20 protein-coding genes are annotated in these 21634 nt (G+C 57.5%); 10 read left to right on the plus strand and 10 right to left on the minus strand.

What is annotated here, in order from left to right; translation table 11 throughout:
* Positions 1–66 precede the first annotated feature (66 nt).
* From GT003_RS20495 to GT003_RS20515, 5 genes are all read left to right on the plus strand, one after another.
* Positions 67–1833, plus strand: a complete 1767-nt coding sequence (locus tag GT003_RS20495) for an ABC transporter substrate-binding protein (protein WP_161701296.1) — start codon at positions 67–69, stop codon at positions 1831–1833.
* A 66-nt stretch (positions 1834–1899) separates the two neighbouring features.
* Positions 1900–2853 (plus strand): ABC transporter permease, encoded by a 954-nt coding sequence (locus GT003_RS20500; protein WP_161701298.1) that lies wholly within the window; start codon positions 1900–1902, stop codon positions 2851–2853.
* A gap of 13 nt (positions 2854–2866) precedes the next feature.
* Positions 2867–3805 carry an oligopeptide ABC transporter permease gene (gene opp4C / locus GT003_RS20505; RefSeq protein WP_161701300.1) on the plus strand — a complete coding sequence of 313 codons (939 nt, stop codon included), beginning with the start codon at positions 2867–2869 and terminating at the stop codon, positions 3803–3805.
* A gap of 17 nt (positions 3806–3822) precedes the next feature.
* Positions 3823–4806 (plus strand): ABC transporter ATP-binding protein, encoded by a 984-nt coding sequence (locus GT003_RS20510; RefSeq protein ID WP_161701397.1) that lies wholly within the window; start codon positions 3823–3825, stop codon positions 4804–4806.
* Positions 4799–5773 carry an ABC transporter ATP-binding protein gene (locus GT003_RS20515; protein WP_161701302.1) on the plus strand — a complete coding sequence of 325 codons (975 nt, stop codon included), beginning with the start codon at positions 4799–4801 and terminating at the stop codon, positions 5771–5773. Before GT003_RS20510 ends, GT003_RS20515 begins: the two co-directional genes overlap by 8 nt.
* 161 nt (positions 5774–5934) lie before the next feature.
* Here the strand turns inward: GT003_RS20515 and GT003_RS20520 are convergent, their stop codons facing one another.
* A complete protein-coding gene (locus tag GT003_RS20520; protein ID WP_161701304.1) occupies positions 5935–6441 on the minus strand; it encodes a CcdC protein domain-containing protein in 507 nt (168 codons plus the stop codon).
* Between the two features lie 230 nt (positions 6442–6671).
* On the opposite strand from GT003_RS20520, the gene GT003_RS20525 reads away from it, so the two are divergent.
* Both GT003_RS20525 and GT003_RS20530 read left to right on the plus strand, forming a co-directional pair.
* Complete coding sequence (locus tag GT003_RS20525; RefSeq protein ID WP_161701306.1) at positions 6672–7562, plus strand: sensor histidine kinase; 891 nt, start codon at positions 6672–6674, stop codon at positions 7560–7562.
* The gene (locus tag GT003_RS20530) at positions 7559–8182 is read left to right on the plus strand and encodes a response regulator (protein WP_170312291.1); all 624 of its coding nucleotides are present in this window, start codon (positions 7559–7561) and stop codon (positions 8180–8182) included. The genes GT003_RS20525 and GT003_RS20530 overlap by 4 nt, the downstream gene beginning before the upstream one ends.
* Positions 8183–8384: 202 nt before the next feature.
* Here GT003_RS20530 and GT003_RS20535 read toward each other — a convergent pair whose 3' ends face one another.
* The gene (locus tag GT003_RS20535) at positions 8385–10139 is read right to left on the minus strand and encodes a methyl-accepting chemotaxis protein (RefSeq protein ID WP_161701310.1); all 1755 of its coding nucleotides are present in this window, start codon (positions 10137–10139) and stop codon (positions 8385–8387) included.
* 336 nt (positions 10140–10475) lie between these two features.
* The gene (locus tag GT003_RS20540; RefSeq protein WP_161701312.1) at positions 10476–11594 is read right to left on the minus strand and encodes a GNAT family N-acetyltransferase; all 1119 of its coding nucleotides are present in this window, start codon (positions 11592–11594) and stop codon (positions 10476–10478) included.
* A 297-nt stretch (positions 11595–11891) separates the two neighbouring features.
* Here GT003_RS20540 and GT003_RS20545 point away from each other — a divergent pair, with 297 nt between their 5' ends.
* Positions 11892–12470 carry an Hcp family type VI secretion system effector gene (locus GT003_RS20545; protein WP_161701314.1) on the plus strand — a complete coding sequence of 193 codons (579 nt, stop codon included), beginning with the start codon at positions 11892–11894 and terminating at the stop codon, positions 12468–12470.
* A gap of 102 nt (positions 12471–12572) precedes the next feature.
* Here the strand turns inward: GT003_RS20545 and GT003_RS20550 are convergent, their stop codons facing one another.
* Together GT003_RS20550 and GT003_RS20555 are read right to left on the minus strand one after the other, a co-directional pair.
* Positions 12573–13202: a prolyl hydroxylase family protein gene (locus GT003_RS20550; protein ID WP_161701316.1), complete on the minus strand. Its 630-nt coding sequence runs from the start codon at positions 13200–13202 to the stop codon at positions 12573–12575.
* A 427-nt stretch (positions 13203–13629) separates the two neighbouring features.
* Positions 13630–14541, minus strand: a complete 912-nt coding sequence (locus tag GT003_RS20555) for an SDR family oxidoreductase (RefSeq protein WP_161701318.1) — start codon at positions 14539–14541, stop codon at positions 13630–13632.
* Between the two features lie 551 nt (positions 14542–15092).
* Here GT003_RS20555 and GT003_RS20560 point away from each other — a divergent pair.
* Positions 15093–15782 (plus strand): Dph6-related ATP pyrophosphatase, encoded by a 690-nt coding sequence (locus GT003_RS20560; RefSeq protein WP_170312285.1) that lies wholly within the window; start codon positions 15093–15095, stop codon positions 15780–15782.
* A 139-nt stretch (positions 15783–15921) separates the two neighbouring features.
* On the opposite strand, the gene GT003_RS20565 is transcribed toward GT003_RS20560, so the two are convergent.
* From GT003_RS20565 to GT003_RS20575, 3 genes are all read right to left on the minus strand, one after another.
* Positions 15922–17403: a DHA2 family efflux MFS transporter permease subunit gene (locus GT003_RS20565; RefSeq protein WP_239565993.1), complete on the minus strand. Its 1482-nt coding sequence runs from the start codon at positions 17401–17403 to the stop codon at positions 15922–15924.
* 239 nt (positions 17404–17642) lie between these two features.
* Positions 17643–18878 carry an RNA polymerase sigma factor gene (locus GT003_RS20570; protein ID WP_161701320.1) on the minus strand — a complete coding sequence of 412 codons (1236 nt, stop codon included), beginning with the start codon at positions 18876–18878 and terminating at the stop codon, positions 17643–17645.
* Between the two features lie 10 nt (positions 18879–18888).
* Entirely contained in the window at positions 18889–19233 is a 345-nt protein-coding gene (locus tag GT003_RS20575; RefSeq protein ID WP_161701322.1) for a YciI family protein, read from the minus strand.
* A gap of 403 nt (positions 19234–19636) precedes the next feature.
* On the opposite strand from GT003_RS20575, the gene GT003_RS20580 reads away from it, so the two are divergent.
* Positions 19637–20173, plus strand: coding sequence for a hypothetical protein (locus GT003_RS20580; protein ID WP_161701324.1), 537 nt, complete (start codon positions 19637–19639; stop codon positions 20171–20173).
* A gap of 155 nt (positions 20174–20328) precedes the next feature.
* Here GT003_RS20580 and GT003_RS20585 read toward each other — a convergent pair whose 3' ends face one another.
* The gene (locus GT003_RS20585; RefSeq protein WP_161701326.1) at positions 20329–20622 is read right to left on the minus strand and encodes a hypothetical protein; all 294 of its coding nucleotides are present in this window, start codon (positions 20620–20622) and stop codon (positions 20329–20331) included.
* Between the two features lie 82 nt (positions 20623–20704).
* On the minus strand, positions 20705–21466 hold the full coding sequence (locus tag GT003_RS20590) for a YdcF family protein (RefSeq protein WP_161701403.1): 762 nt from the start codon (positions 21464–21466) through the stop codon (positions 20705–20707).
* Positions 21467–21634 lie beyond the last annotated feature (168 nt).

The raw sequence follows: 21634 nt of genomic DNA on the forward strand, positions 1-21634 counted from the left end.
GAATACAGAGTAAATCTATCGGGATTAAAAATATGGTGTCATTCAAACCTATTTCAGGAGGGTATCATGAAGAAGCAAAGAATCGTGACCTTATCGACAGCCATACTGGCGAGCGCATTATTACTGTCCGCTTGCGGCAACAACACGAACGACAATGGCGCCGGCAACCCGGCGAACGCGGGCCAGCCCGCAGCGAACAACGCTGCCGGCGATACCGCGAACAACGGAACCGCGGCCGATCCCGCAGCCGGGGCTTCCGGAGTCGTGACCGCCTCTGACCTGTCCAAGCTGCCGGACATCGCCAAGAAGCGCACGGACACGATCATCGTCGGCTTGACGGATCCGAGCGGCGCGTTCACGCCGTATTTCCAACAAAGCGGCTACGACGGCAATGTCTCCTCCCTGCTGTACACGCCGCTCGTCAAGGTCGACGATAAAGGGCTCCCGATTCCGGGCTTGGCCGAGAAATGGGACGTTTCCGCGGACAACTTGACGTATACGTACCACCTGCGCAAGGATTTGAAATTCAGCGACGGCACGCCGCTTACGGCCGACGACGTCGCTTTCACATGGACCATCTTGCATGACAAGTCCTACGACGGCGACTCCCTGGTGAACACGCTGAACATCAAAGGCGGCGATGCGTATAAGGCGGGCACGGCGACCAGCGTCTCTGGCATCAAGGTGATCGATCCGCAGACGATTTCCGTCACGCTCGACAAGCCGAATGCCAGCGCGCTGACATTGCTTGGATCCGACGTGCTGTCCAAAGCTTATTACGGCAAGGACTACAAGCAAGGGCAATTGGACTATATGAAGAAGCTGAGCGGCAGCCCGCTGGGTACCGGACCTTACAAGCTGGAGAAATTCATTCCAGGCCAAGAAGTCCGGATGATCGCAAACGAGAATTACTATGACGGCAAACCGAAGACGGAGCATTTTATTTATAAAACGGCTCAAGGCGATACCTGGCAGTACCTGGAGACCGGCGAGGTCGACTATGCGTCGTTCTCGGCGACGAAGGAAAACATCGACAAGCTCAAGGCGATGGGCTTCGTGAATATCCTGCCCTACACGCCGAGCAATTACGGCTATCTGCAATTGAACCTGAAACATCCTGCCCTGCAGGACAAGCTGGTCCGCCAAGCGCTTACCTACGGCCTGGACCGCCAGAGCATCTACGTGGACGCGGCGCAGGGCGCGGGCCAAGTCGCGAACATTCCTTCTTCGCCGATCTCGTGGTCGTATACGGAGGACGGCATCAATCCGTACAAATACGATGCGGAGAAAGCCAAGGAACTGTTGGACCAAGCGGGCTGGAAAGCGGGAGCGGACGGCATCCGCGAGAAGGACGGGCAGAAGCTGACGATCCATTACCTGGGTTCCAAGAAGCCGGAGACCGATATCTTCATCGCCGTGGCGAAGGAAGATTACGAAGCTTTGGGCATCAAATTCGAGCCTGAAGTCTTCGCGGATTTCAACGCGCTCGTATCCAAGGTCGAAGGCGGCGATTACGATATGGCTTCCTTCTCCACCTCGCTCTTGACCGATCCGTCGGACGGCCTGCTCCAATTCGTCGACGGCGAGATTCCGGGCTACGAAGATCCGGCATTCAAGGCATTGTACGACAAAGGCCTTGCAACCTCGAATATCGACGAGCGCAAAGCCGTGTACAAAGATATCTACAAGCTGCTGAACGACCAGCTGCCGGTCATCTTCACGAGCTACAAGAAAAGCGTGTACGCCTATAACGGCCGCATTCAGAATCTAAGCGTCAGCCCGTTCAACGGCCTTGCGCCGAGCTTGCCGAAATGGACGCTGAGCCAACAATAACGAACCAAACAAACGCGATTCCCTGTCCGATCTCCGGTCAGGGAATCGCAGGTTAAGGAGTCGATTATGAGCACGTACATTACGAAGCGGATCCTGTATATGATCGTCATTTTATTCGCGGCCTCCTTCTTGATCTTCTGCTTGTATGCCTTGACGCCCGGCGACTTCATCACGGGCAACATTAAGCTGACGCCGGAACGCAAAGCGGAGCTTCGGGAGATTTACGGACTGAACAAACCCGTAATCGAACGGTACGCGATCTGGATGAAGAACGCCTTCCACGGAGACTTCGGCTATTCGCTGTCGCAGCAGAAGCCGGTACTCAGTTTGTTTAATCAATACATCTGGAATTCATTCCTGCTCGCGGTCGTCTCCACATTCCTGACCTGGCTGATCGCCGTCGTCGTCGGCGTCGTCGCCGCGTACAAGCAGTATTCGTGGTTCGATACGATCGTCATGGTCGCGCTCTTCGCGGCAATGTCGATCCCGTCGTTCTTCATCGGCCTCTTCTTGATCAAGATGCTGGCCGTGGACTGGAAATGGCTTCCTCCGGGCGGGATGCTGACGACGGGAAGCAATTCGACGGGGCTCGCTTACGTGCGAGAAGTCATTCACCATATGATGCTTCCGGTAATGGTCATGACTTTGCTCGGGGTGGGCTCTCTGACGCGCTACTTCCGAAGCAACATGATCGACGTCATCAAGCAGGATTATATCCGCACGGCACGCGCCAAAGGCTTGAAGGAACGCAAAGTATTGTTCACCCATGCGCTGCGCAACGCCCTGCTGCCTGCGATTACGCTAGTCGGCTTCGAGCTTCCCGCTCTGTTCGGCGGCTCGCTCATTATCGAGAAAATATTCAACTGGCCGGGCATCGGCCAGCTTTACATGCAGTCCTTCAGCTTGCGGGATTATCCGCTGCTCATGGGATTCACCTTGTTTATCGCAATACTGACCGTTATCGGCACGCTGGTTTCGGACATTTTGTATCATGTCGCCGACCCACGGGTCAGGCTGTAGGAGGTTCTAACGGATGTCGACGATTCACGGAGAGACGACTGCGGCTTTGTCGTCCCCTACACCTCAACCTGTCAAACCTGTCTATACGTCGCTGTGGAGACAATCCCTGAGACGACTGCTCAAGAATAAGCTCGCCGTGTTCGGCTTCGTCGTCGTGGCGTTCATGTTCGCGGCGTGCTTCCTCGGACCGCTGTTCTCGCCGTATACGGACAACAAGATCAATATGGCCTTCATGAACAAGGCACCCGGTCTGAAGCATTGGCTCGGCACGGACGCGCTTGGCCGCGACGTGCTGACCCGCGTGCTGCAGGCAGGGAGGATTTCGTTGACTGTCGGCTTGGCTTCCATGGTGCTGTCTGTCTTCGTCGGCTCGCTGCTCGGCGTCATCGCCGGCTACTATCGGGGCATCGTCGACCAAGTCATCATGCGTCTCGCAGACCTGCTGCTGACCATTCCGAGTCTTCCGCTCCTCTTCATTCTGGGCGCGCTGCTGTCGGAGTGGAAAGTGCCCACGGATTACCGCATGTACATCGTCATGCTGATGCTCAGCATCGTCGGATGGCCGGGTCTTGCCCGGATGGTTCGAGGCCAGATGCTTAGCCTGAGGGAACGCGAGTATATGCAGGCGACCGTCGTGCTCGGTCTTCGCGACCGCAGAAAGCTGTTTAATCACTTGCTTCCGAACTTAGTGCCGCTGCTCATCGTCATTGCCACGCTTAACATCGGCGGAGCCATTCTGTACGAGTCCGTCTTGAGCTACTTCGGACTTGGCGTCATGGCGCCGACGCCGACATGGGGCAATATGATCGACGCGGCCAACAACATGATCGATTTCCAAGACCATCCGTGGCTCTGGATTCCGCCCGGCTTCTCGATCTTCGCGACCGTCATCGCCATTAATATCTTCGGGGACGGGCTGCGGGATGTCTTGGATCCCAAGCAGAAAAGGTAGGTGTACGTGACATGAACATGGATAACGTACTTGACATAGAGCATTTAAGCACGCATTTCAAGACGGAAGACGGCATCGTTCGCGCCGTCGACGACGTGAGCCTGCAGGTCCGCCAAGGCGAGATCGTCTGCATCGTCGGCGAGTCCGGCAGCGGTAAGAGCATCACGGCCATGTCTGTCATGGGACTGATCGAAGCGCCGGCGGGACAGGTCGTCGGGGGAAGCATTGGCTTTCAGGGCGAGGACTTGCTCCAGCTTAGCCGCAACGAGCTTCGTACCATTCGGGGCAACGAGATCGCGATGATCTTCCAAGAACCGATGACCTCGCTCAATCCCGTGCTGCGGATCGGCGAACAGCTGATGGAGCCCCTCATGGAGCATCTGAAAATGAGCAAGAAAGCCGCCCGGAAACGGGCGATCGAACTCATTGGCGAAGTGGGCATCTCCCGCGCGGAGCAGATCGCGGATTCGTATCCGCATGAGCTGAGCGGCGGCATGCTGCAGCGAATCATGATCGCCATCGCGATCTCGTGCGGCCCGAAGCTGCTGATCGCCGACGAACCGACGACCGCGCTCGACGTGACGATTCAAGCGCAGATTCTCGATATGCTGCGCCGCTTCAAGGAAGAATCGGGCATGTCGATCCTGCTCATTACGCATGACCTCGGCGTCGTGGCGGAGATGGCGGATTACGTGGTCGTTATGTATGCGGGCAAAGTGGTCGAGGAAGGCGAAGTCGTCGCCTTGTTCGAGAATCCGCAGCATCCGTATACGCAGGGCTTGCTGAGATCCAAGCCGATTATCAATCAGCGCCAGGAAGAGCTGTATTCCATTCCGGGCCAGGTTCCGAACCCGCTCGAGCTCGTGCCGTCCTGCTATTTCCACGACCGCTGCGCCCATTGCATGGACATCTGCAGGACGACGGAGCCCGCATTGAAGGAAACCGGCAGCCAGCAGAAAGTTGCCTGCTGGCTGTACGAGGAGGCGATTGCGCATGTCTGAGCAACGGCAGCCGCTGCTCGAGGTGAACGGGCTCAAGAAGTATTTTCCGATCAAATCCGGCCTGCTTAGCCGCACGGTCGGCAGCGTGAAGGCCGTCGACGATATCAGCTTCTCCATCAAACAGGGCGAGACCTTCGGCCTGGTCGGGGAATCGGGCAGCGGGAAGAGCACCGTAGGACGAACCATTCTGCGGCTGACGGACAAGACGGATGGCGAAGTCAAATTCAAGGGCGTCGACCTCTACAACCTGCCGCCGCAGGAGCTTCGCCGGCTGCGACCGAAGATGCAGCTGATCTTCCAGGATCCGTACAGCTCGCTGAACCCCCGCGTCCGCATAGGCGACGCGATCGGCGAGGCGCTGCTCGACCATGGCCTCGCGCCGCGGGAAGAAATCCGCGATCGGGTCATGGAGGTGCTCGCCGCGTGCGGACTGTCGTCGTACCATATCGACCGCTTCCCGCATGAGTTCTCCGGCGGCCAGCGCCAGCGCGTCGGCATTGCAAGGGCGCTCGTCCTGAATCCCGATCTGATCATCGCGGACGAGCCGGTCTCCGCGCTGGACGTATCGATTCAAGCGCAGATCATCAATTTGTTCCGCAAGATGCAGGACACGCAGGGACTGACGTATCTGTTCATCTCCCATGACCTCAGCGTCGTCGAGCATCTATGCTCGCATATCGGGGTGATGTATCTCGGCTCGATGATGGAGACCGCGTCGCGCGACGAGTTGTTTCGCAATCCGCTGCATCCGTATACCAAGGCGCTGCTCTCGGCCGTGCCGATCCCGATCCCGAAGCTGAAGCGCGAACGGATCGTGCTGAGCGGGGAACTGCCGAACCCCGCCGATCCGCCCTCCGGCTGCAAATTTCATACGCGCTGCCCGTTCGCCGTTGCCCGCTGCCGAGAAGAGGTGCCGCAGTTCCGGAACGTCGGCGGCGATCATGGCGTCGCATGCCATCTCGTATGAGTAAGCTTTGTCAAAGCACTGTTGTACCCAAGTAGAAATAGCCGTGACGGCCGCTGTAATAAGCGGCCATCACGGCTATTTTTGTAGACCAGCCTATCGTCCGCGTGATGCTGCCATGAATAGCGGATTGCTCACATGTCGTTGCACGATTGCAGCGTCCGTTAATTCAACCGCACCGCAGCTTGCTTCCCCTGCTTCAGGAGCAGCGTGTAATACACGACGTAATAAGCGAACATAATAAGCAGAAGCCCCGACGCCCACTCGCTGCCCCCCGCGTTGAAGGAATAGCTCCAGCCGCCTTCATGGGACATCGTGGCCATCTCATACCCTCGGTAAGCCAAGCGCCCGACGAATAATGCCGTTACGACGCTGCCGATCCACGCGTTCGCTTTGAAATACAGCCCGGTGCCGCGTCGTTCGAAGGCGGTCAGCGCGGCACCGGCGACGCCCAGCGCCGCTCCGACGAGGATCCCCAGCACATCCGAAACGACGCTGATCGTGCTGAACCCGCTCTGCGACATGAACAAAATTCCGATCGCCGAGAACAAACCGATACGGAACATCAATCTGCGCGTCTGAAGCTGGCTCCACGAGAAATTGCTGCGCACCCGCTTAACGACTCGGTACCCCACTAAACAAACAAGGACAAGAATAATAATCTGCTGCATGTATGTTGCCTCCCCATATTATGTTATTCGACAGGTACAATCATATCCCGCGGAGGCAGGTTTGCTCGACTGCCGCTGGATATAACCTTCCCGATCCCGCCCTCTATCCATAGATAGATATGTTCGTTCCGAGCCTCAACCGGATTGCGTTCCCGCGCCTCACTTGGCTACAATAACCAATAGGAACGAAGCGATGCCGCGCAGGCGCAGGAGAACGGAGGCAGGATAGGATGAACTTGATCGACCGGCGTTTCTTCATTCGCTCTATAGCCGCAGCGGCGTCTACCGCCATTCTGATGTATGCGGCCGATTTCTTTGCGGGACCTCCCTTGAAAATCGCGCTGAACATCCTCATCTGGGCGACGTTTGTCAGCCGCTTCCTGCTGCGGAACTTCTGGCAGCCCAAGAGCAGCGCGATCGCGTTCGTGGCGCTGGTCGCATTGGAAACCGCGGCGGGCATGATCTGGTTCGGCGAAACCGAACTGATTTATTTTCTCGCGATTACGGTCATTACGACGGCCGTCCGCCTCACCATGGGGCCGAAGCGCGTCCCGCTTCTCGCGGTCCTGATTCTCATCACGGGGCTGTACACGGCCTTCGGCAACGTAAGCCTGTTCAGCTTCCTTACATTTACTTTTATTTCGCTTTTCTTCTATTTGAACGTTCGCAGCAGACGGCAGCGCGATAGCATCTTCGAAGAGAACAAGCGCCATTTGGCCGAGCTGCAGGTCGCTTACGCGCATCTGCAAGAGGCATCCGTCGCTTCGATGCGGGGCGCGGTGCAAGGCGAGCGCACCCGTATCGCGCGCGATATCCACGATTCGGTCGGGCACAGCCTGACCTCGCTGATCGTTCAGCTGCAAGCGCTGCGCTACATGATCGCCCAGGATCCCGCCCAAGCGGAGCAGACGCTGCCCGGCATGCTGGAGGTGGCCCGCCAAGGACTGCAGGACATCCGGGCTTCCGTTCATTCGCTGGCCGATGACCGGTCGGTGTCCGGCTTGGCGCCGCTGCAGGCGCTGCTCGCCAGGATGGAGACGACGGCCTCCATCCGGTATGACCTGCGAACCGAGCTGGTAGAGGAGGATATCGACCCGTGCTCGTGGACGATCAGAAAATGATCCGGCAAGGCTTCGGTTACGTCATCGGCCTGCAGAGCGACATGAACGTCGTCGGCGAGGCGGCGGACGGCATAGAAGCGGTCGCTCAGGCAATCGCGCTGCAGCCCCATATTATCCTGATGGACATTCAGATGCCGGGCATGACGGGCATCGAAGCTTCCAAAGCGATATTGAAACAGCTGCCGCGCGTCAAAATCGTCATGCTGACGACGTTCAACGACCCCGACTACATCTACGAGGTAATCCGCTCGGGCGCCGTCGGTTATTTGCTGAAGGACGCGGACGTGGAGGATATGCTAGGCGCCATTCGTTCCGCCTATCGGGGCGAAGCCGTGTACCGGACGGACCTGGCGGCGAACGCGCTTTCCCGCGCCGTCTCGTCCGCCTGCCTCGTCCCGGATTCGAGCGCGGATGCTTCGCTGCTCGAGCCGCTGACCGAGCGCGAACAGGAGATTCTGCAGGAGATGGCGTACGGCCTGCGCAACGACCGCATCGCGCAGAAGCTGTTCATCAGCGAAGGAACCGTCAAGTCCCACGTCCATCGCATCTTGCAGAAGTTCGGCTGCGGCGACCGGACCGAGGTCGTCGTGACGGCGCTGCGCAAGGGAATGGTCAAGTAGCTGCGGCTGCTCATCGCGGGCGCCCAATAATCCTAAGCGGCTGCTCAATTAAACGTTCGCAGCAAAAAGAGCCATGGCGGTCATCCTCGCCAGGCTCTTCGCTATGCAATGGTTTTGCGGCTTGCGGCTTGCGGCTTGCGGTTTGCGGTTTGCGGTTTGCGGCTTGCGGCTTGCGGCTTGCGGCTTGCGGCTTGCGGTTTGCTCACAGGTTGAATTTGTCTACTGCCGCTTCCAGCACGGAGATCCGCTTCTTGAGCAGCTCCGTCGTATCGGCGATCCGCTTCGCCGCTTCCAGCTGATTCGCGGACATCCGCTGGATGAACGACGTGCTTTCCGCCGTGACCGCCGAAATCTGCGAGATTTGCTCGACCGATGCGCTAACCTCTTCGGAGCTTGCCGTAACCTCCTCCGCGGCCGCCGAGATCTCCTGGATATGACTATTGACGAACACGAACCGATCGACCGTGTCGTTAAACAGCGATTCGACTTGACCCGAGAGCTCCCTGCCTCGGAACATCTCCTTGGCTTCCTCCACCATCCGCTCGCCGATCAGCGCGGATTCCTGTTGGATCTGCTGCAGGAGCGAGGTGATCTGCGCCACGGAGACGGAAGAAGCCTCCGCGAGCTTACGCACTTCGCTGGCCACGATGGCGAATCCCGATCCATGCTCTCCCGCTCTCGCCGCCTCGATGGAAGCGTTCAGGGCGAGCAGCTTGGTCTGGTCGGCGATGCTCGTAATCGATTGAAGCGCCGGTTCGATCTCCTGCACATAGGCGTTCAGAACCTGCACCGAATTCGTCGTCTGCTCGGCGACGTCGGAGATCGACGCGACTTGGCCTTTCAGCCGGAGGATCGAATTCCTTCCTTGCTCCGCGGTTTCGAGCGCCGCCATCGAAGCGATCGACACGCTCGACGAAGCTTCGGACGTGCGTTGAATGGCGAGCGTAATCTCCTCCATCGATTCCGCGCTGTCCGCCGCCCCTGAACGCTGCTGCTGCGCGCTGTCGGCCAAATGCGTGATCGATTGCTCGAGCTGCACGTTCAAGGTCAGCATCCGGTCCGCCTCCGAACTGAACTGATCGGTCGAATGCACGAGTTCCTGCGTGGTCGCCTTCACGTCGCGAACCACGTCTCCGAGCGTGACGCCCAATCTCTCGCTCATCTGCAGCATAGCGGAATAGGCTTGCCCGATCTCGTCGTTGGAGCTGATGCGCTTGGCGGCAAGGTGCTGCTTGGCTTCGGCGAGATCTCCCTTGGCAATGGCCTCCGCGCTTTTGACGATAATGCCGAGCGGCCGCAAGGCGCGGGCCAGGAACAACGCCATCAGCGCAAACACAAGGAGTGTCAGAATCCCCATCAAGATGAATAGCGGCGTGCTTGAATCCATCACTTCCCGATAAATCGCATGCGAAACGGATACATCCGTATCGATCCCGATCGCGCCGATAATCGTTCCGGACGCATTGCGCAGCGGGGCGAACGAAGAGAGATACGTCCCGTACTCCTCGTTGTGAATGATGCTGCTCTTGGCGGTCTGCCCCTTCAATACCGATGCGATCGCATCCTTCGGCATATCGGTAATCTCGCCGATCGGCGACGCGTCGTCCGCTTCCTTCGGCTGCCCGTCGATCAGAAGGACCGGTTTTCCTTTATCGTCGATTTTGACCGTATATACGTACAAGGCGCCGATCTCCAGCCGGTACGTATTCAATACGTCCCGTAGATGCCAATAGAGATCGTTCTCCTTGGCGTCGCCGAGAAAGGCTTCGTAGGACTTTACATCGAACTGCCCCGCATAGGCCTCCGCGACGTGCATGCTGAAGCTGCCGATCGCTTCTTCGCTTGCCTTTTTCGTGCTGCGGACTTGCAGATAGATCAGGATGGAAGAGAGGATAAGGAGGATCGTCAGAATCATAATCGATAGCTTGAATACGAGGCGGCCTTTGCGTCTAAACATGTAATCTATACTCCCTTTGCGACAAATTTCCCTATTTTTCCTTTTTATACGACAAAATAATGAGTTCGCCGACAAGCGCGGTTTCTCCTGCACGGAGCTGGAATTATATGCAAAAAAACAGAGCGGCGGCGATCGGATCGCCACGCTCTGCAGGAGGCAAAACGACAATCGGAGAAAAGCAAAAAAGGAGGCCTGCGCCTCCTTTCCGCTTCTCCTGTTTCGCGATGACAGCTCGCGCCTCCCCTTACTGCTCGTTCATCGTTTCTCCTAGCTTATCGTTTCTCCTAGTTCATCCTGCGGGCCGCTCCGATACCGCAGGCGACTCGACTTTTGATGTCAAAACTTATCCGCCGTGTACCAGAAGATCGGAAGCGGAAACCATCCCGCCGGTACGCGGGCTGCGGCATATCGACCGTGCGGCGTGAGCAGAAGCGTCTGGGCCTGCTGCTTGTCCAGCTCGGGCGCACCGGGCTTGGCAGAGCGTTCGACCGTTACGCCGGTCTCGTCCACGCGGGCAGTAACGGGCTGGCCGTCCAGCACGGCGGAGAATTCGCCCGGCGCAAGTCCCTGCGTCCGATGCTTCAGCGTCAAATACGCCTCCAGCACGCGGGCAAAATCTATGATGTGGTACATATCGGATGTCTCGATCGTATAATTTTCCGCGAAGCGACTCAGGCACGCATTCAGCTCCGTCTCATACTCCGGCGCGAGAATCGATATCCAATCCTCGCCGGAATGCGCCAGATACGCCTTGATCGCCCGTGGAATATCTTCCGTGTTCGCCATGGCGAGCTCGTTTATCTCTTTGCCTGTCTTGCTGGCGACGACGTAACCGATCAGCCGGTCCCCGTCCAGCACGCCGAGCGGCCTCTGCTCCAGACCGCTTAAGATAAGCGCCATCTGCCCCTCCTCGCGCTGCACGTGCGCGGGCCGGGCTTCATTCAGCTTGCGCGCGAAGGCTGCCGCGCCATCGATCTCGAAGAGCGGACGGATGGACAGCCCCTGCTCGTTCTCGTGTTTCAGCGCATGGCGGGCATTGTCTTTCCCTACCGAATATTTCATTCTCACCCCGCCGAGGGTGAAATCGAAATACTCGTACCGCTGCCGCTGACCATATAAGACGAGCATGTCATACGACTGGGGCGCTTCTTCGAGCCATTTGTTCATCAGCACCTTCATATGTCCTTCGCCGCGAGCCCGTGGATGCACCGACACGATCCCCAAGTATCCCGCGCGCAGCGGGATGCCGCCAACGTTCATCGGCTCCGGGTATACGGCTACCAGCGCGCGCAGCCGGCCCTGCTCGTCCGCGGCGACCATATGGATCGACGAAGAATCGATATCCTTGCCGTACGCCTTGGGAATGATGGACTCAAAGTCGATCTTGAAAGCGTAATTGGCCAAATCGATATAGGCCTCGCGTTCGTCCGGTCTTGCCTTTCTGTATTCCAGCACGATGTCAGCTCCCTTTATATATGGTTTGAAATAACGATATCGGTTGTACTCATGAAACCACTTCCATTATACAAGAAAAACGGGCGTCGCAAACGGGCAGAACTGCAGAAGGTTTGGCGGCCATGGAGTGCACCGCGTGCACCTCTATTTCTTCATGATTATTCCAGAAGAAGTGTATCTAACTCTCCGATTCCATGATACAATTCGTATTGTTTGGCCGATGGTTCCCATTCCATTATCAGCCGAACGAATAGGAATAATCCTACTTATATCGGAGGGATTCTTATTTCACTTTCATTGACCAGCCCCGTTAAGAAAGCCGCCTTCATCCTGCTTGCCTTCATCGTCCTGTTTGCTACCGCGGCGATCGGAAGCTCGGCTGCCGCGGGCATCGATGCGCCTGCCAATCTGCAGGTTTACTTGAAGCTCGACGGGATTCCGGGCGAGTCGACCGCCAAAGGCTTCGAGCAATGGATCCCGGTATCCGACGTCGAATTCGGCTTCGAAGCTCCCGTCACGAGGCTGTCAGGCGCGGCCTCCCCAGGCAAGCCCGCAATCTCCAACCTCTCGTTCTCCAAGCTGTACGATACTGCCTCGGCGCCTATCTTCCTGAGCGCGATGCAGGGCAAACCTATCAAGAGCGCATCCCTTGTTTTCGTCAAGCCGGGCCCTACTCCGGTCAAGTTCCTGACGATCAGCTTGAGCAACGTTTTCGTCGCGTCGTACGATTTCAACGATACGGTCGAATCGATTTCCATAGCCTACGGCATCATCTCGTTCGCCTATGCGTCGCAGAAGCCGGACGGTTCGTTGAATACGGCAGCCAAATCGGCTTGGGATACGATAAAAGGAATCCCGGCAGCGCCGCTTCCATAACCGCCGCTGCAGCCTAACAGCCCATCGGTCTACGATTTGGCGGTCATGTCATACAATAAACCGGGCCCGCGCCAGTAACATGGCGCGAGCCCGGTTTATTCGTTAGCGATGACTTTGTCTGCGCATCCACTGGGTCGCAACCCATTTCTCCCCGACCGAGACGGGATTGCCCGCATGCAGCGTCCGCTCATTAAGATCATGATCGTTATAGAAATATTCGAAGTAGACGGCACTGCCCTTCTTAGGCGTTACCGCAAAATGAAGCGAAGGGAAATACGTCTCTCCGCCCTCTTCCACGTCGTTTAAATACATCACCAAGGTGCTGATCCGATTGTTCGCCACATGATCGGACGTGAAGTAGTCGTAATGCGGCCGATATTGCTCGCCGGCTTTATAATGCAGGATTTGCAGCGGTTCCGCATGCGAGACCGGTATATTCATCAGCTCGGATACTCTGGATTCGACGGTATGAATCGACTCGTTCTCGCTTTCCTCGAAGAACATGCTGCTGCTCGTCCGGATGTCGCTCTCCTGGTGAGCTTTGCCGATTTTCGCCCGCTGCAGCCTGCTTTGGGCCAAGGCAATGAGCGCATCGCATTCCGCATGGCTCAGCACGTTCTCCAAGATCAAGATCAGCGGCTGATCGATTTTGCCGACGATGCGAATCTCTTTATCCGTCGTCTTGATTTTGTTTCCGCTCGAATTCAGGATCGACTGCTCCTTAACGGCCATCTTCTCTTCCTCCACTCTTGAATAAGGCAAAGCGCTTGAATGAAGATTATGTCCGGTCGTTAAAGAAGTTCTCTGAATTTTTCGAAAACCCTTTCAAAAAGTTTGTTTTTCTTTATTCGCAACGAATTCTCCACTGCTAAGAGACGCCTGTCGGCACGCCCTGCTTATTAATCTCCAACCGGAAGCTCGCGGGGCTCGGGAGGTCTCTACCGCGGGGTTGGTCACCGCGGACGGATTCAACTGCTCCATCCATGTGCTGTGCCGCTAAGCGCCTCTGCATCCTGAAGGGCAAATCAAAGGACCGGAGCCGCCTGTCGCTGCAGGCGTCCCGGTCCCTTGATTCGGATAACTGGCGGTTCTGAACAGGCATCAGCCGGCGTTCCTGCTTGCGCGGTACCGCTACCCGTCGGCGTTCCTGCTTGCGCGGTTACCGGTACCCGTCGGCGTTCGCCGGTTTGCCCGCTTCCTGCACTTCCACGATATAGCGCCAGGCATCCGGCTGCGATCCGTCCAGATCGCGGAATCCGTATTCCTGCGCGAGCTGGCCGCTCGATACGGATTCGCCGTTCCGGCGCGCCACCTCCGGGTCGCCGGCCAGCGCGGCCACGGCGCGGCCTACGAACCGCGGCGACTCCGAAATGACGAAATGCGGCTCCTTCTCGAGCGCATCCCGCCAGTTGTCCTCCCTTACGCCGAAGTGCTCGAGCATGATCTCGGAGCGCATCCAGCCCGGCGTAAGCGCTACTGCCGTGCATCCATGCGGCCGAAGCTCGCGGGACAGCGATTGCGCCATGCGGATCACGGACATTTTGGCCAAATCATAGAACATCGACAACCGGTAGTTCTGATCGTTGTACGATGCCGTGCCGTCCGTCATCTCCACGACGAGCCCGTTCCCGCTTCGGATGAGCAGCGGCAGTGCGTAATGGCTCGTAATGAGATGCGTGTCGACCGCAAGCCGCAGCATGCGAAGCCCGCCGTCCAGCGAATGCTCCCAGATCGGCACGTTCCATTCGATCAGATGCTCCGCACCCCAAATATCGTTGACCAGCACGTCCAGCCGCCCCTGTTCGCTCTCGATCCGCGCAATCAAGGCTTGAACCTGCTCGCGTTCGAGATGGTCCACGGCAACCGCGATCCCTTTGCCCCCTGCCCGAGTAACCAGCTCGGCGGTCTCTTCGATCGTTTCCGGCCGATTGTACTCGGAGCGCTGCGTTCTTGTCGTACGTCCGGTTACGTACACGGTCGCTCCCCCCGCCCCCAGCTCGATCGCGATGCCTCTGCCGGCGCCGCGCGTCGCGCCTGCTACCAACGCTACTTTTCCGTCTAAACGATTCATGATCGGATACCGCCCCTTTCGCTGCTTGTTCCTCTCCTATAGTTTCCGATTATTTTGCCTTTCGCGCAATCAAATCCTATTCCTGTCGATCCAATTATCATCGCACATGCCGATCGAAAGCCCGTTTTCCGTATCTCGGCAGGTTAGCCTAAGCATACGATCCAAGCACGAAGGCCTCTTAAGCGCGAATGTCGGCGCGGTCACGAATCAGGCAGCGGCGCAAGCTGTCCGTTAGAGGATTCATAAACAAGAAAGCCATCGTACCGCTTACATTTCGGCGGAGGCGGAGGCGGCTGCGGCTGCGGCTGCAAAAAATGCAAATGCGCGGATCCGAAGAAACTCCGTTTCCAAGACGGCGCGACCTTGAAGATCAGCATCGACCGTTCGCTCGAGCTTGCCCTTGAGCGATTGTTCGCGAAGCTCCGCTGGCGGGGAATTCGCGTTCCCGGTCGACTGCGCCCGCGATTGCCGAGGTTATCGTGTAGTGTCCGCCGCCGAACGGACATGTTACAATTCACAGAGAAGAGCATGACAAGGAGGGCACGTGCATAATGGAAACTGCGAGCTGGAGAACAGGCGCCAACGGCCGCAAATTCATAGCGTCTTTCAGCGGGGGAAAAGATAGCGTCCTCGCCCTGTATAAATCCATGAAGGTTGGCGATGCGATCGGACTCATCGTCATGATGGAGGAAGAAGGGAAACGCTCCCGATCCCATGGCATGCCTCCCGAGCTTATCCGCGCCCAAGCGGAATCGATCGGCCTGCCCGTATATGCGGCGGCTGCAAGTTGGGATGACTATGAACGCGAATTCATGGCGTTATTGGAACGCGCTGGACGCCAAGGTGCGGAAGCGTTAGTCACCGGAGACCTGGACATGCCTGTCGATAACTGCTGGCATGACAAGGTTACCCGCAACGCCGGCCTGCACCTTGGGATGCCCCTATGGGAGATGGACCATCTCGAAGCGGTAAGCGAGTTTATCGACCTTGGCTTTATAGCCACCTTGGTAACCGTGAATCTATCGCTGGGGATGTGGGAAGAAGATTTAGGACGAACGTTAACCCGCGACTACGTCAAGGAACTGCAAGCGCGCGGTATCGATCCGTGCGGGGAAGGCGGCGAATTCCATACCACCGTCACCGATGGTCCCCTCTTCAATCATCCTATTCCCGTTCGCCAAGGCAGCATCGTCAGGACTGGCGAGTATGCCTTCTTGCCGTTGGAGCTGGCAGATGCTTAAAGCATTATCGAGCCCGGCTACCCCGGGCGATATAGATTCTGATCTTTACCAAGGAACCTTTCATGCCCGGCCCGCCGAACAATCGCAAAGAGGCTGCACCGTCCCAATGGACGATGCAGCCTCTTTTCCTCCGATATTCCTAATGCATCATGACGGGAGCATTGACTTGATCCGCCGACGCCGCGTCGTCTTCGGACACTTTCGGCTTCCGAAGCAGCAAAGCCAGCAAGGCGCCGGCCGCGCCGATACATCCGGCGATGAAGAACGTATCGCCGAAAGAGGAGACGAGCGAGGCAGCCTGATCGCCTTTGCTTGCGGCCATATGATCCGCGATCCGCGTGCTCAGGTAGCTGGCCAATCCCGCAACGGCGAACGATACCACGACCTGCTGGGCGGCCGACGTCAGCGGCGTTACCCGGCCGACGAGCCGGCGCGGCGCGGCTTTCAAGATGTGCGTGTTTACGGGCATCATTGACAGCCCCATGCCTACGCCCATGATCATCGTCGCGATGATGACATAGCTCGCTCCCGAATCCGCTTGAATTTGCGACATGTAGAACATGCCCGCGGTTACGAAGGCAATGCCGACCACGCACACGGCGCGCGCGCCGAATTTATCGAACAGTTTACCGCCGATCGGCATGAACAAACCCGTCATCGCGACTTGCGGCAGGATCATGAACCCGGTTTTGAGCGGCGCATAATGGAACACCTGCTGCATGTACATCGGCACGAACAAGAACGAACCGAACAAGGCCATGAACATTAACCAGGAGGTGACGATGCCGATCGTGAAGTCCGAGGACTTAAACACGCGAAGCTCCAGCAGCGGCTGCTTGTGGCGGAACTCGACGATGATGAATAACACCAAGGCGACGACGCCCACGATCAAGCTGACGAGCGTTCTCGTGGAACCCCAGTCCTTGCCGCCCTCGCTCACCGCGTACGACAACGTAGCGAATGCGATCGGCGCAAGGAGCATGCCCCAGATGTCCAATGCCGGCACGGTTTTGCGCTCTACTCTCGGCAAGTACTTCAGGCCGACCAAGATTGCGATAATGCCGATCGGCAGATTGATAAGGAAGATCCAGTGCCAAGTCGCGTATTCGAGCAAATAACCGCCCAATACCGGTCCGAGCGCGGGGCCGAGCATCATCGGGATGCCGAGCATGCCCATGACCGCGCCCTGCTTGTTAGGCGGAGCGAGCTTGAAAATAATCGCCATTCCGATCGGCTGCACCATGCCTCCGCCGACTCCCTGAATGATGCGATAGATAATCAGCTGTTCCGGCGTGGCCGCAAAGGAACAAAGCAGGGAACCCGCCGCGAACAAGAAGATCGTAATCAGAAAAATTTGTTTGGCGCCGAATCGATCGGTCAGCCAGCCTGCGAGCGGAATGACCGCGGACAGCGCCAGCGTATACGCCGTAATCGACCATTGCATCGTATTGACGGTGGAACCGAAATCGTCCATCAACGTCGGCAAAGCAATGTTCATGACCGTGCTGTCCAGGATGACCATGATCATGCCGACGACGATCGCCATCAGCGGTCCCATGATCGCTTTCATCGAGAACGGCGCTTCCTCTACGGCAACGGCTGCATTCGAAATGTTAGACAAGTTTTCCCCTCATTTCACGTAATCTTTTACCAATAAACGGTACTATGATTATGGGCAAATTGCAATCGCCCGGACGGCCGCCGGCGGCTTTTATTTTTATGAAAACGCTCCCCCGAACGATAGGCCGGGCATGCCGAGCATTAAAAAGCACCGCCGGCGCCTTAGGGCTGATCACGGCGATGCTTTCAAGTACCGTGCCGCAGACGGCTGTACGCTGCGATGACTCCTCGCGCCCACGCTCAAATGGAGTCTACGAGCCCTATTTCCATGGCGCGTCGGCGCAGGAATTGCCGAACGGAGCCGTCTTCGCTAAGTCCGATCGCGCGGCTGTATGCCGCCCGAGCCTCTTCGAACCGCTCCATTGCCCGATGCAAATGAGCCGCAAGCGCCCAATAAGGCTGATAGCCGGCGATCTTCGCTTGCGGAATCGCTTCTAGGAGGACCCAGCCTTCCCTTGGACCGTATGCCTCCGCGACGGCAGCAGCGCGTCCGACCAGAATGCCGAGCGTAGGACTCAGGCGGCTTAGCCCTTCGTATAACAGGGCGATCTCCCGCCATTCGGTACGTCCAGTCAACGCCCGCTGGGCGTGAACCGATTGAATCGCCGCCATCAGCTGAAATCGCCCGACCCGGCCTGACCGCGCCGCTGCATGCAGGCAATTCTCCGCTTCCGTCGTCAGCAGGGAGGACCAGCGCGACGTGTCCTGCTCGCTGAGCGGAACGTAGTTCCCCGCATCATCGCGGCGAGCCTGCTGCCGCGCCTCGCAATGCAGCATGAGCGCCAGAAGCCCCTGCGCTTCGGGCTCTCCCGGCATATAGGCGGCGAGCAGCCTTCCCAGATATATCGCCTCGTCCGCCAGTCCGCGGCGCCGCCGGTCCACGCCGGCCAGATCCTCCCAACCGCTGCCGTAAGCCGCGTAGATCGACTCCAATACCGCGTCCAAGCGAGCGGGCAATTCTTCGACGTCGGGCATGGCGAACGTCAGCCGGTCGCTTCGCATCTTCGCCTTCGCGCGCGTAAGCCGCTGACCCATCGTGGCAGGCTTCACCATGAACGCGGACGCGATGCGCTCGGCGTCGATGCCGAGTACGACCTGCAGCATCAATGGCGTGCGAATCGACGGATCGATTTCCGGATGCGAGCATAGGAACAGCATTTTCAGCCGCTCATCGGGAAAGGAGGAGAAGTCCGTACGCTGCGCCTCCTCCGACATCGCGAGCAGCGCCGGCAATGCTCTCTCCGATACGCGGTCGCGGCGAACGCGATCCATCAGCCGCCGCCTCGCCGCCATCAGGAGCCATGCTTCCGGCTTGTCCGGAATGCCCGTCTTCGGCCACGATTCCAATGCGGCGACGAGCGCGTCCGCAAGCGCGTCTTCAACGGCCTCCAAATTGCGCCAGTCGGCGGCAAGGTACGAGATAATTCGGCCATACGAATCGCGGACGGTACGTTCGACAACCTGGTGGATATTCATCTCGTTCCTGCTACAAGGCCGGGAGATTTTGTCTCACTTCGACGGCGTCGACAGGGGCGCGGGCCGCCCATTCGAGCGCGGCATCCAAATCCGGAACGTCGATGACGAATACGCCGCCGAGCTGCTCTTTCGTTTCGGTAAACGGTCCGTCCTGGACGAACACCGTTCCGTCGCTTCGCTTCATGGTCGCGGCCGTCTCCGGCGCATGAAGGCCGAACCCGGTGACGGCAACCCCGGAATCGCGCAGGGCATGAACATAATGCGACCAACCGGCCAGGTATTCCCGTTGTTTCTCCGGATTCTGCCGAGCGGCGAAACCCTCCGTGCTTTCAAAGAACATCAGCGTGAAATGCATGCTCCAATCTCCTCTCGTCGGTTGACTCTTTAGTGGGCTTACCTACTTATGTCGTTCTCGGAAGACGGATTTCTACATGGCTGGTAAAAATTTATTCGGGTGGCTTGCGATTTGATCGCATTTGATCGCATTTGATTGCGATCGATTTGCGTTCGAGCGCTTTACGCTTCCAATAATAGGGTATGTGCATCCGATTTTCCCATAAGTTCAGTCTCTTGTATAGGTTAGGATCGTCGCGAATGCGATGCCTTCTTTGTTGGCGTTTGGGCTCGGCATACAAACCATCCCGTCGTCTTTCAATTGCACGGGAAGCTGTCTCACTCTAAATAATGAGCTGGTAATTCATGGGTAAATGGTATAATCGTATTCAAACAACCGTACGCAAAAGGAGTTCTGCACTGTTATGTTATTCGCTCTGATCATTGGCTGCGAGGTCGCGTTTTGGGTGTTCGTTCTGGCCGGTTTGCTATGCCGCTACCTGCTTCGGCGCAAGAAATCAGGCATGGTTCTTCTTGCCTGTACGCCGGCGGTGGATCTCGTCTTGCTTGCGGCAACCGTCATCGACCTGCACAGGGGCGGCGAAGCCGGCTTCGTCCACGGCTTGTCCGCCATCTATGTCGGCGTTTCGATTGCATTCGGCAGCCGCATGATCCGATGGGCGGATATTCGGTTCGCGCATCGTTTTGCCGGCAGCCCCCCACCGGCCAAGAAAATCAAAGTCGGAACCGAACATGCCCGCAATGAACGGGAGGCGTGGCTCCTCCATCTTCTTGCCTGGTTCATCGGCTGCTCGTTGCTGTATGGCATTATTTTGTGGATCGGCGATGGAACCCGTACGGCTAGCCTTTCGCAGGTCATCCGCATATGGTCATTGGTCCTCGTCATCGATTTTATCATCAGCTTCAGCTATACGTTCTGGCCGCGAAGACCGAAAACATAAGTCCGTTCCATGCACAAAGAGGGCAGCAACAGGTCGTTGTAACCAACCTGCTGCTGCCCCTCATATCTGCACCGGCCAGCGGCTCTTGCTTCCCCCGTCGCCAATCTGTATCTCGCTGCGCCCCATCGGGTCGCTCCGGCTGCCCGAACGAAGAACTATTGCTGCTCCTCGATCGAAATACCGTACTCCTCCGCGACTTTCATCAAGCGATTCTCGACGTTCTCGTAGTCTCCGACGTTGTTGCTCGCGACGACGATCGGGACATCCATTCCCTTGACGTGCATCTCGATCCGTTTCACCTGGACGGTCCACAGCAGCTTCCTTACGGTAGCCTGTTCCTTCACCATGCGATCGAGCCTGCTGTACGCTATCGTCCTCGGCATATTTTCCTTTTCAAGCCTCAGCACCATTTCCCCGGCATCCAAGTTAATGTCCACCACTTTCGGCATGTCTATCACCTCCAGACGGCTTGTTAGGATGAAAGCTTACGTATTCATCCCCATTGTATGATGCGAATGCCGGATTATACCTTTACTTATTGTGAAGCAGCTTTGCTGCCATGATCCCTATGTACTCTTTCAAGCACGTGCTGATGCTATCCATGGCAGAGGAGGAGGGACTCCACTTATTTAACGAATAACTCGCGCGAAGACTGACTTTATAGTCGACCGGATAAGGCACGACGGCTATCCCCTCCTTCCGAAAGTCCAACACGGACCTCTTCATATGAAAGGCGGACGTCACGAGAATCGGCTTCGTCAAATGATGATTCTTCAGCAGCTCCCCCGTAAACTCGGCATTCTGCGCGGTATTCAAGGAGCGGTTCTCGACCAGAATCCGATCCGCCGGTACCTGTAATCCGATCAACTGCCGTTTGGCGATCTCCGCTTCGTTACCGGTATCGGCGAACACCTTGCCCCCGGAAAACAGTATGGGCAGTCCCGTCTTCCGATACAGCCTTGCGGCTGCCAGCAGTCGATTCCCGGCCGATCCGTACAGGTTGCCCTCGCCGTCGATATCCGGCGTATCGTCGGTCGCCCCGCCGCCCAGCACGACGATGACATCGCCCGCCACGTCGCTCGGAGGCGCATAGCCGTGCTCCAGATTGCGCATGATGCCGTCGCTTATCGCGCCGATGCTGCATAGGTAGAGGAGCAGCGCGAACGCAAACGCCCCGATCGCCTGCGATTTGCTGCGCTTGATCCACAGCCAGATCCCGGCCGCCCCAAGCAAGACGACGAATATGCCCGGCAGCAGCAGGAAACCGTATGCGAATTTAATGAGGTAGATCAGCAGGATCACTTCCTTTTGTTTGTTTCTCGCCGCGCTGTACTAGGATACCGCATATTTGTTTCCAGAAAAACAAATCGCCGCGGCTCTTGACGGGCTACGGCATTTAACAGGTCAGGCACGGTATTGATCAGTTTACTACAACGCATTTATTCCTTCTTAACCCTCTTC

The organism is Paenibacillus sacheonensis (assembly GCF_009909195.1).
GTDB classification, from domain to species: Bacteria; Bacillota; Bacilli; order Paenibacillales; family Paenibacillaceae; genus Paenibacillus_Z; species Paenibacillus_Z sacheonensis.

Excerpts from the sequence above, each read along its gene's own strand:
- GT003_RS20535 (WP_161701310.1), bottom strand. The coding sequence starts at position 10,139 with ATGTTTAGACGCAAAGGCCGCCTCGTATTCAAGCTATCGATTATGATT.
- GT003_RS20520 (WP_161701304.1), bottom strand. The coding sequence starts at position 6,441 with ATGCAGCAGATTATTATTCTTGTCCTTGTTTGTTTAGTGGGGTACCGA.
- GT003_RS20515 (WP_161701302.1), top strand. The coding sequence starts at position 4,799 with ATGTCTGAGCAACGGCAGCCGCTGCTCGAGGTGAACGGGCTCAAGAAG.
- GT003_RS20580 (WP_161701324.1), top strand. The coding sequence starts at position 19,637 with ATGTTATTCGCTCTGATCATTGGCTGCGAGGTCGCGTTTTGGGTGTTC.
- GT003_RS20530 (WP_170312291.1), top strand. The coding sequence starts at position 7,559 with ATGATCCGGCAAGGCTTCGGTTACGTCATCGGCCTGCAGAGCGACATG.
- GT003_RS20585 (WP_161701326.1), bottom strand. The coding sequence starts at position 20,622 with ATGCCGAAAGTGGTGGACATTAACTTGGATGCCGGGGAAATGGTGCTG.
- GT003_RS20555 (WP_161701318.1), bottom strand. The coding sequence starts at position 14,541 with ATGAATCGTTTAGACGGAAAAGTAGCGTTGGTAGCAGGCGCGACGCGC.
- GT003_RS20560 (WP_170312285.1), top strand. The coding sequence starts at position 15,093 with ATGGAAACTGCGAGCTGGAGAACAGGCGCCAACGGCCGCAAATTCATA.
- GT003_RS20495 (WP_161701296.1), top strand. The coding sequence starts at position 67 with ATGAAGAAGCAAAGAATCGTGACCTTATCGACAGCCATACTGGCGAGC.
- GT003_RS20510 (WP_161701397.1), top strand. The coding sequence starts at position 3,823 with ATGGATAACGTACTTGACATAGAGCATTTAAGCACGCATTTCAAGACG.
- GT003_RS20570 (WP_161701320.1), bottom strand. The coding sequence starts at position 18,878 with ATGAATATCCACCAGGTTGTCGAACGTACCGTCCGCGATTCGTATGGC.
- GT003_RS20525 (WP_161701306.1), top strand. The coding sequence starts at position 6,672 with ATGAACTTGATCGACCGGCGTTTCTTCATTCGCTCTATAGCCGCAGCG.
- opp4C (WP_161701300.1), top strand. The coding sequence starts at position 2,867 with ATGTCGACGATTCACGGAGAGACGACTGCGGCTTTGTCGTCCCCTACA.
- GT003_RS20575 (WP_161701322.1), bottom strand. The coding sequence starts at position 19,233 with ATGCATTTCACGCTGATGTTCTTTGAAAGCACGGAGGGTTTCGCCGCT.
- GT003_RS20500 (WP_161701298.1), top strand. The coding sequence starts at position 1,900 with ATGAGCACGTACATTACGAAGCGGATCCTGTATATGATCGTCATTTTA.
- GT003_RS20550 (WP_161701316.1), bottom strand. The coding sequence starts at position 13,202 with ATGGCCGTTAAGGAGCAGTCGATCCTGAATTCGAGCGGAAACAAAATC.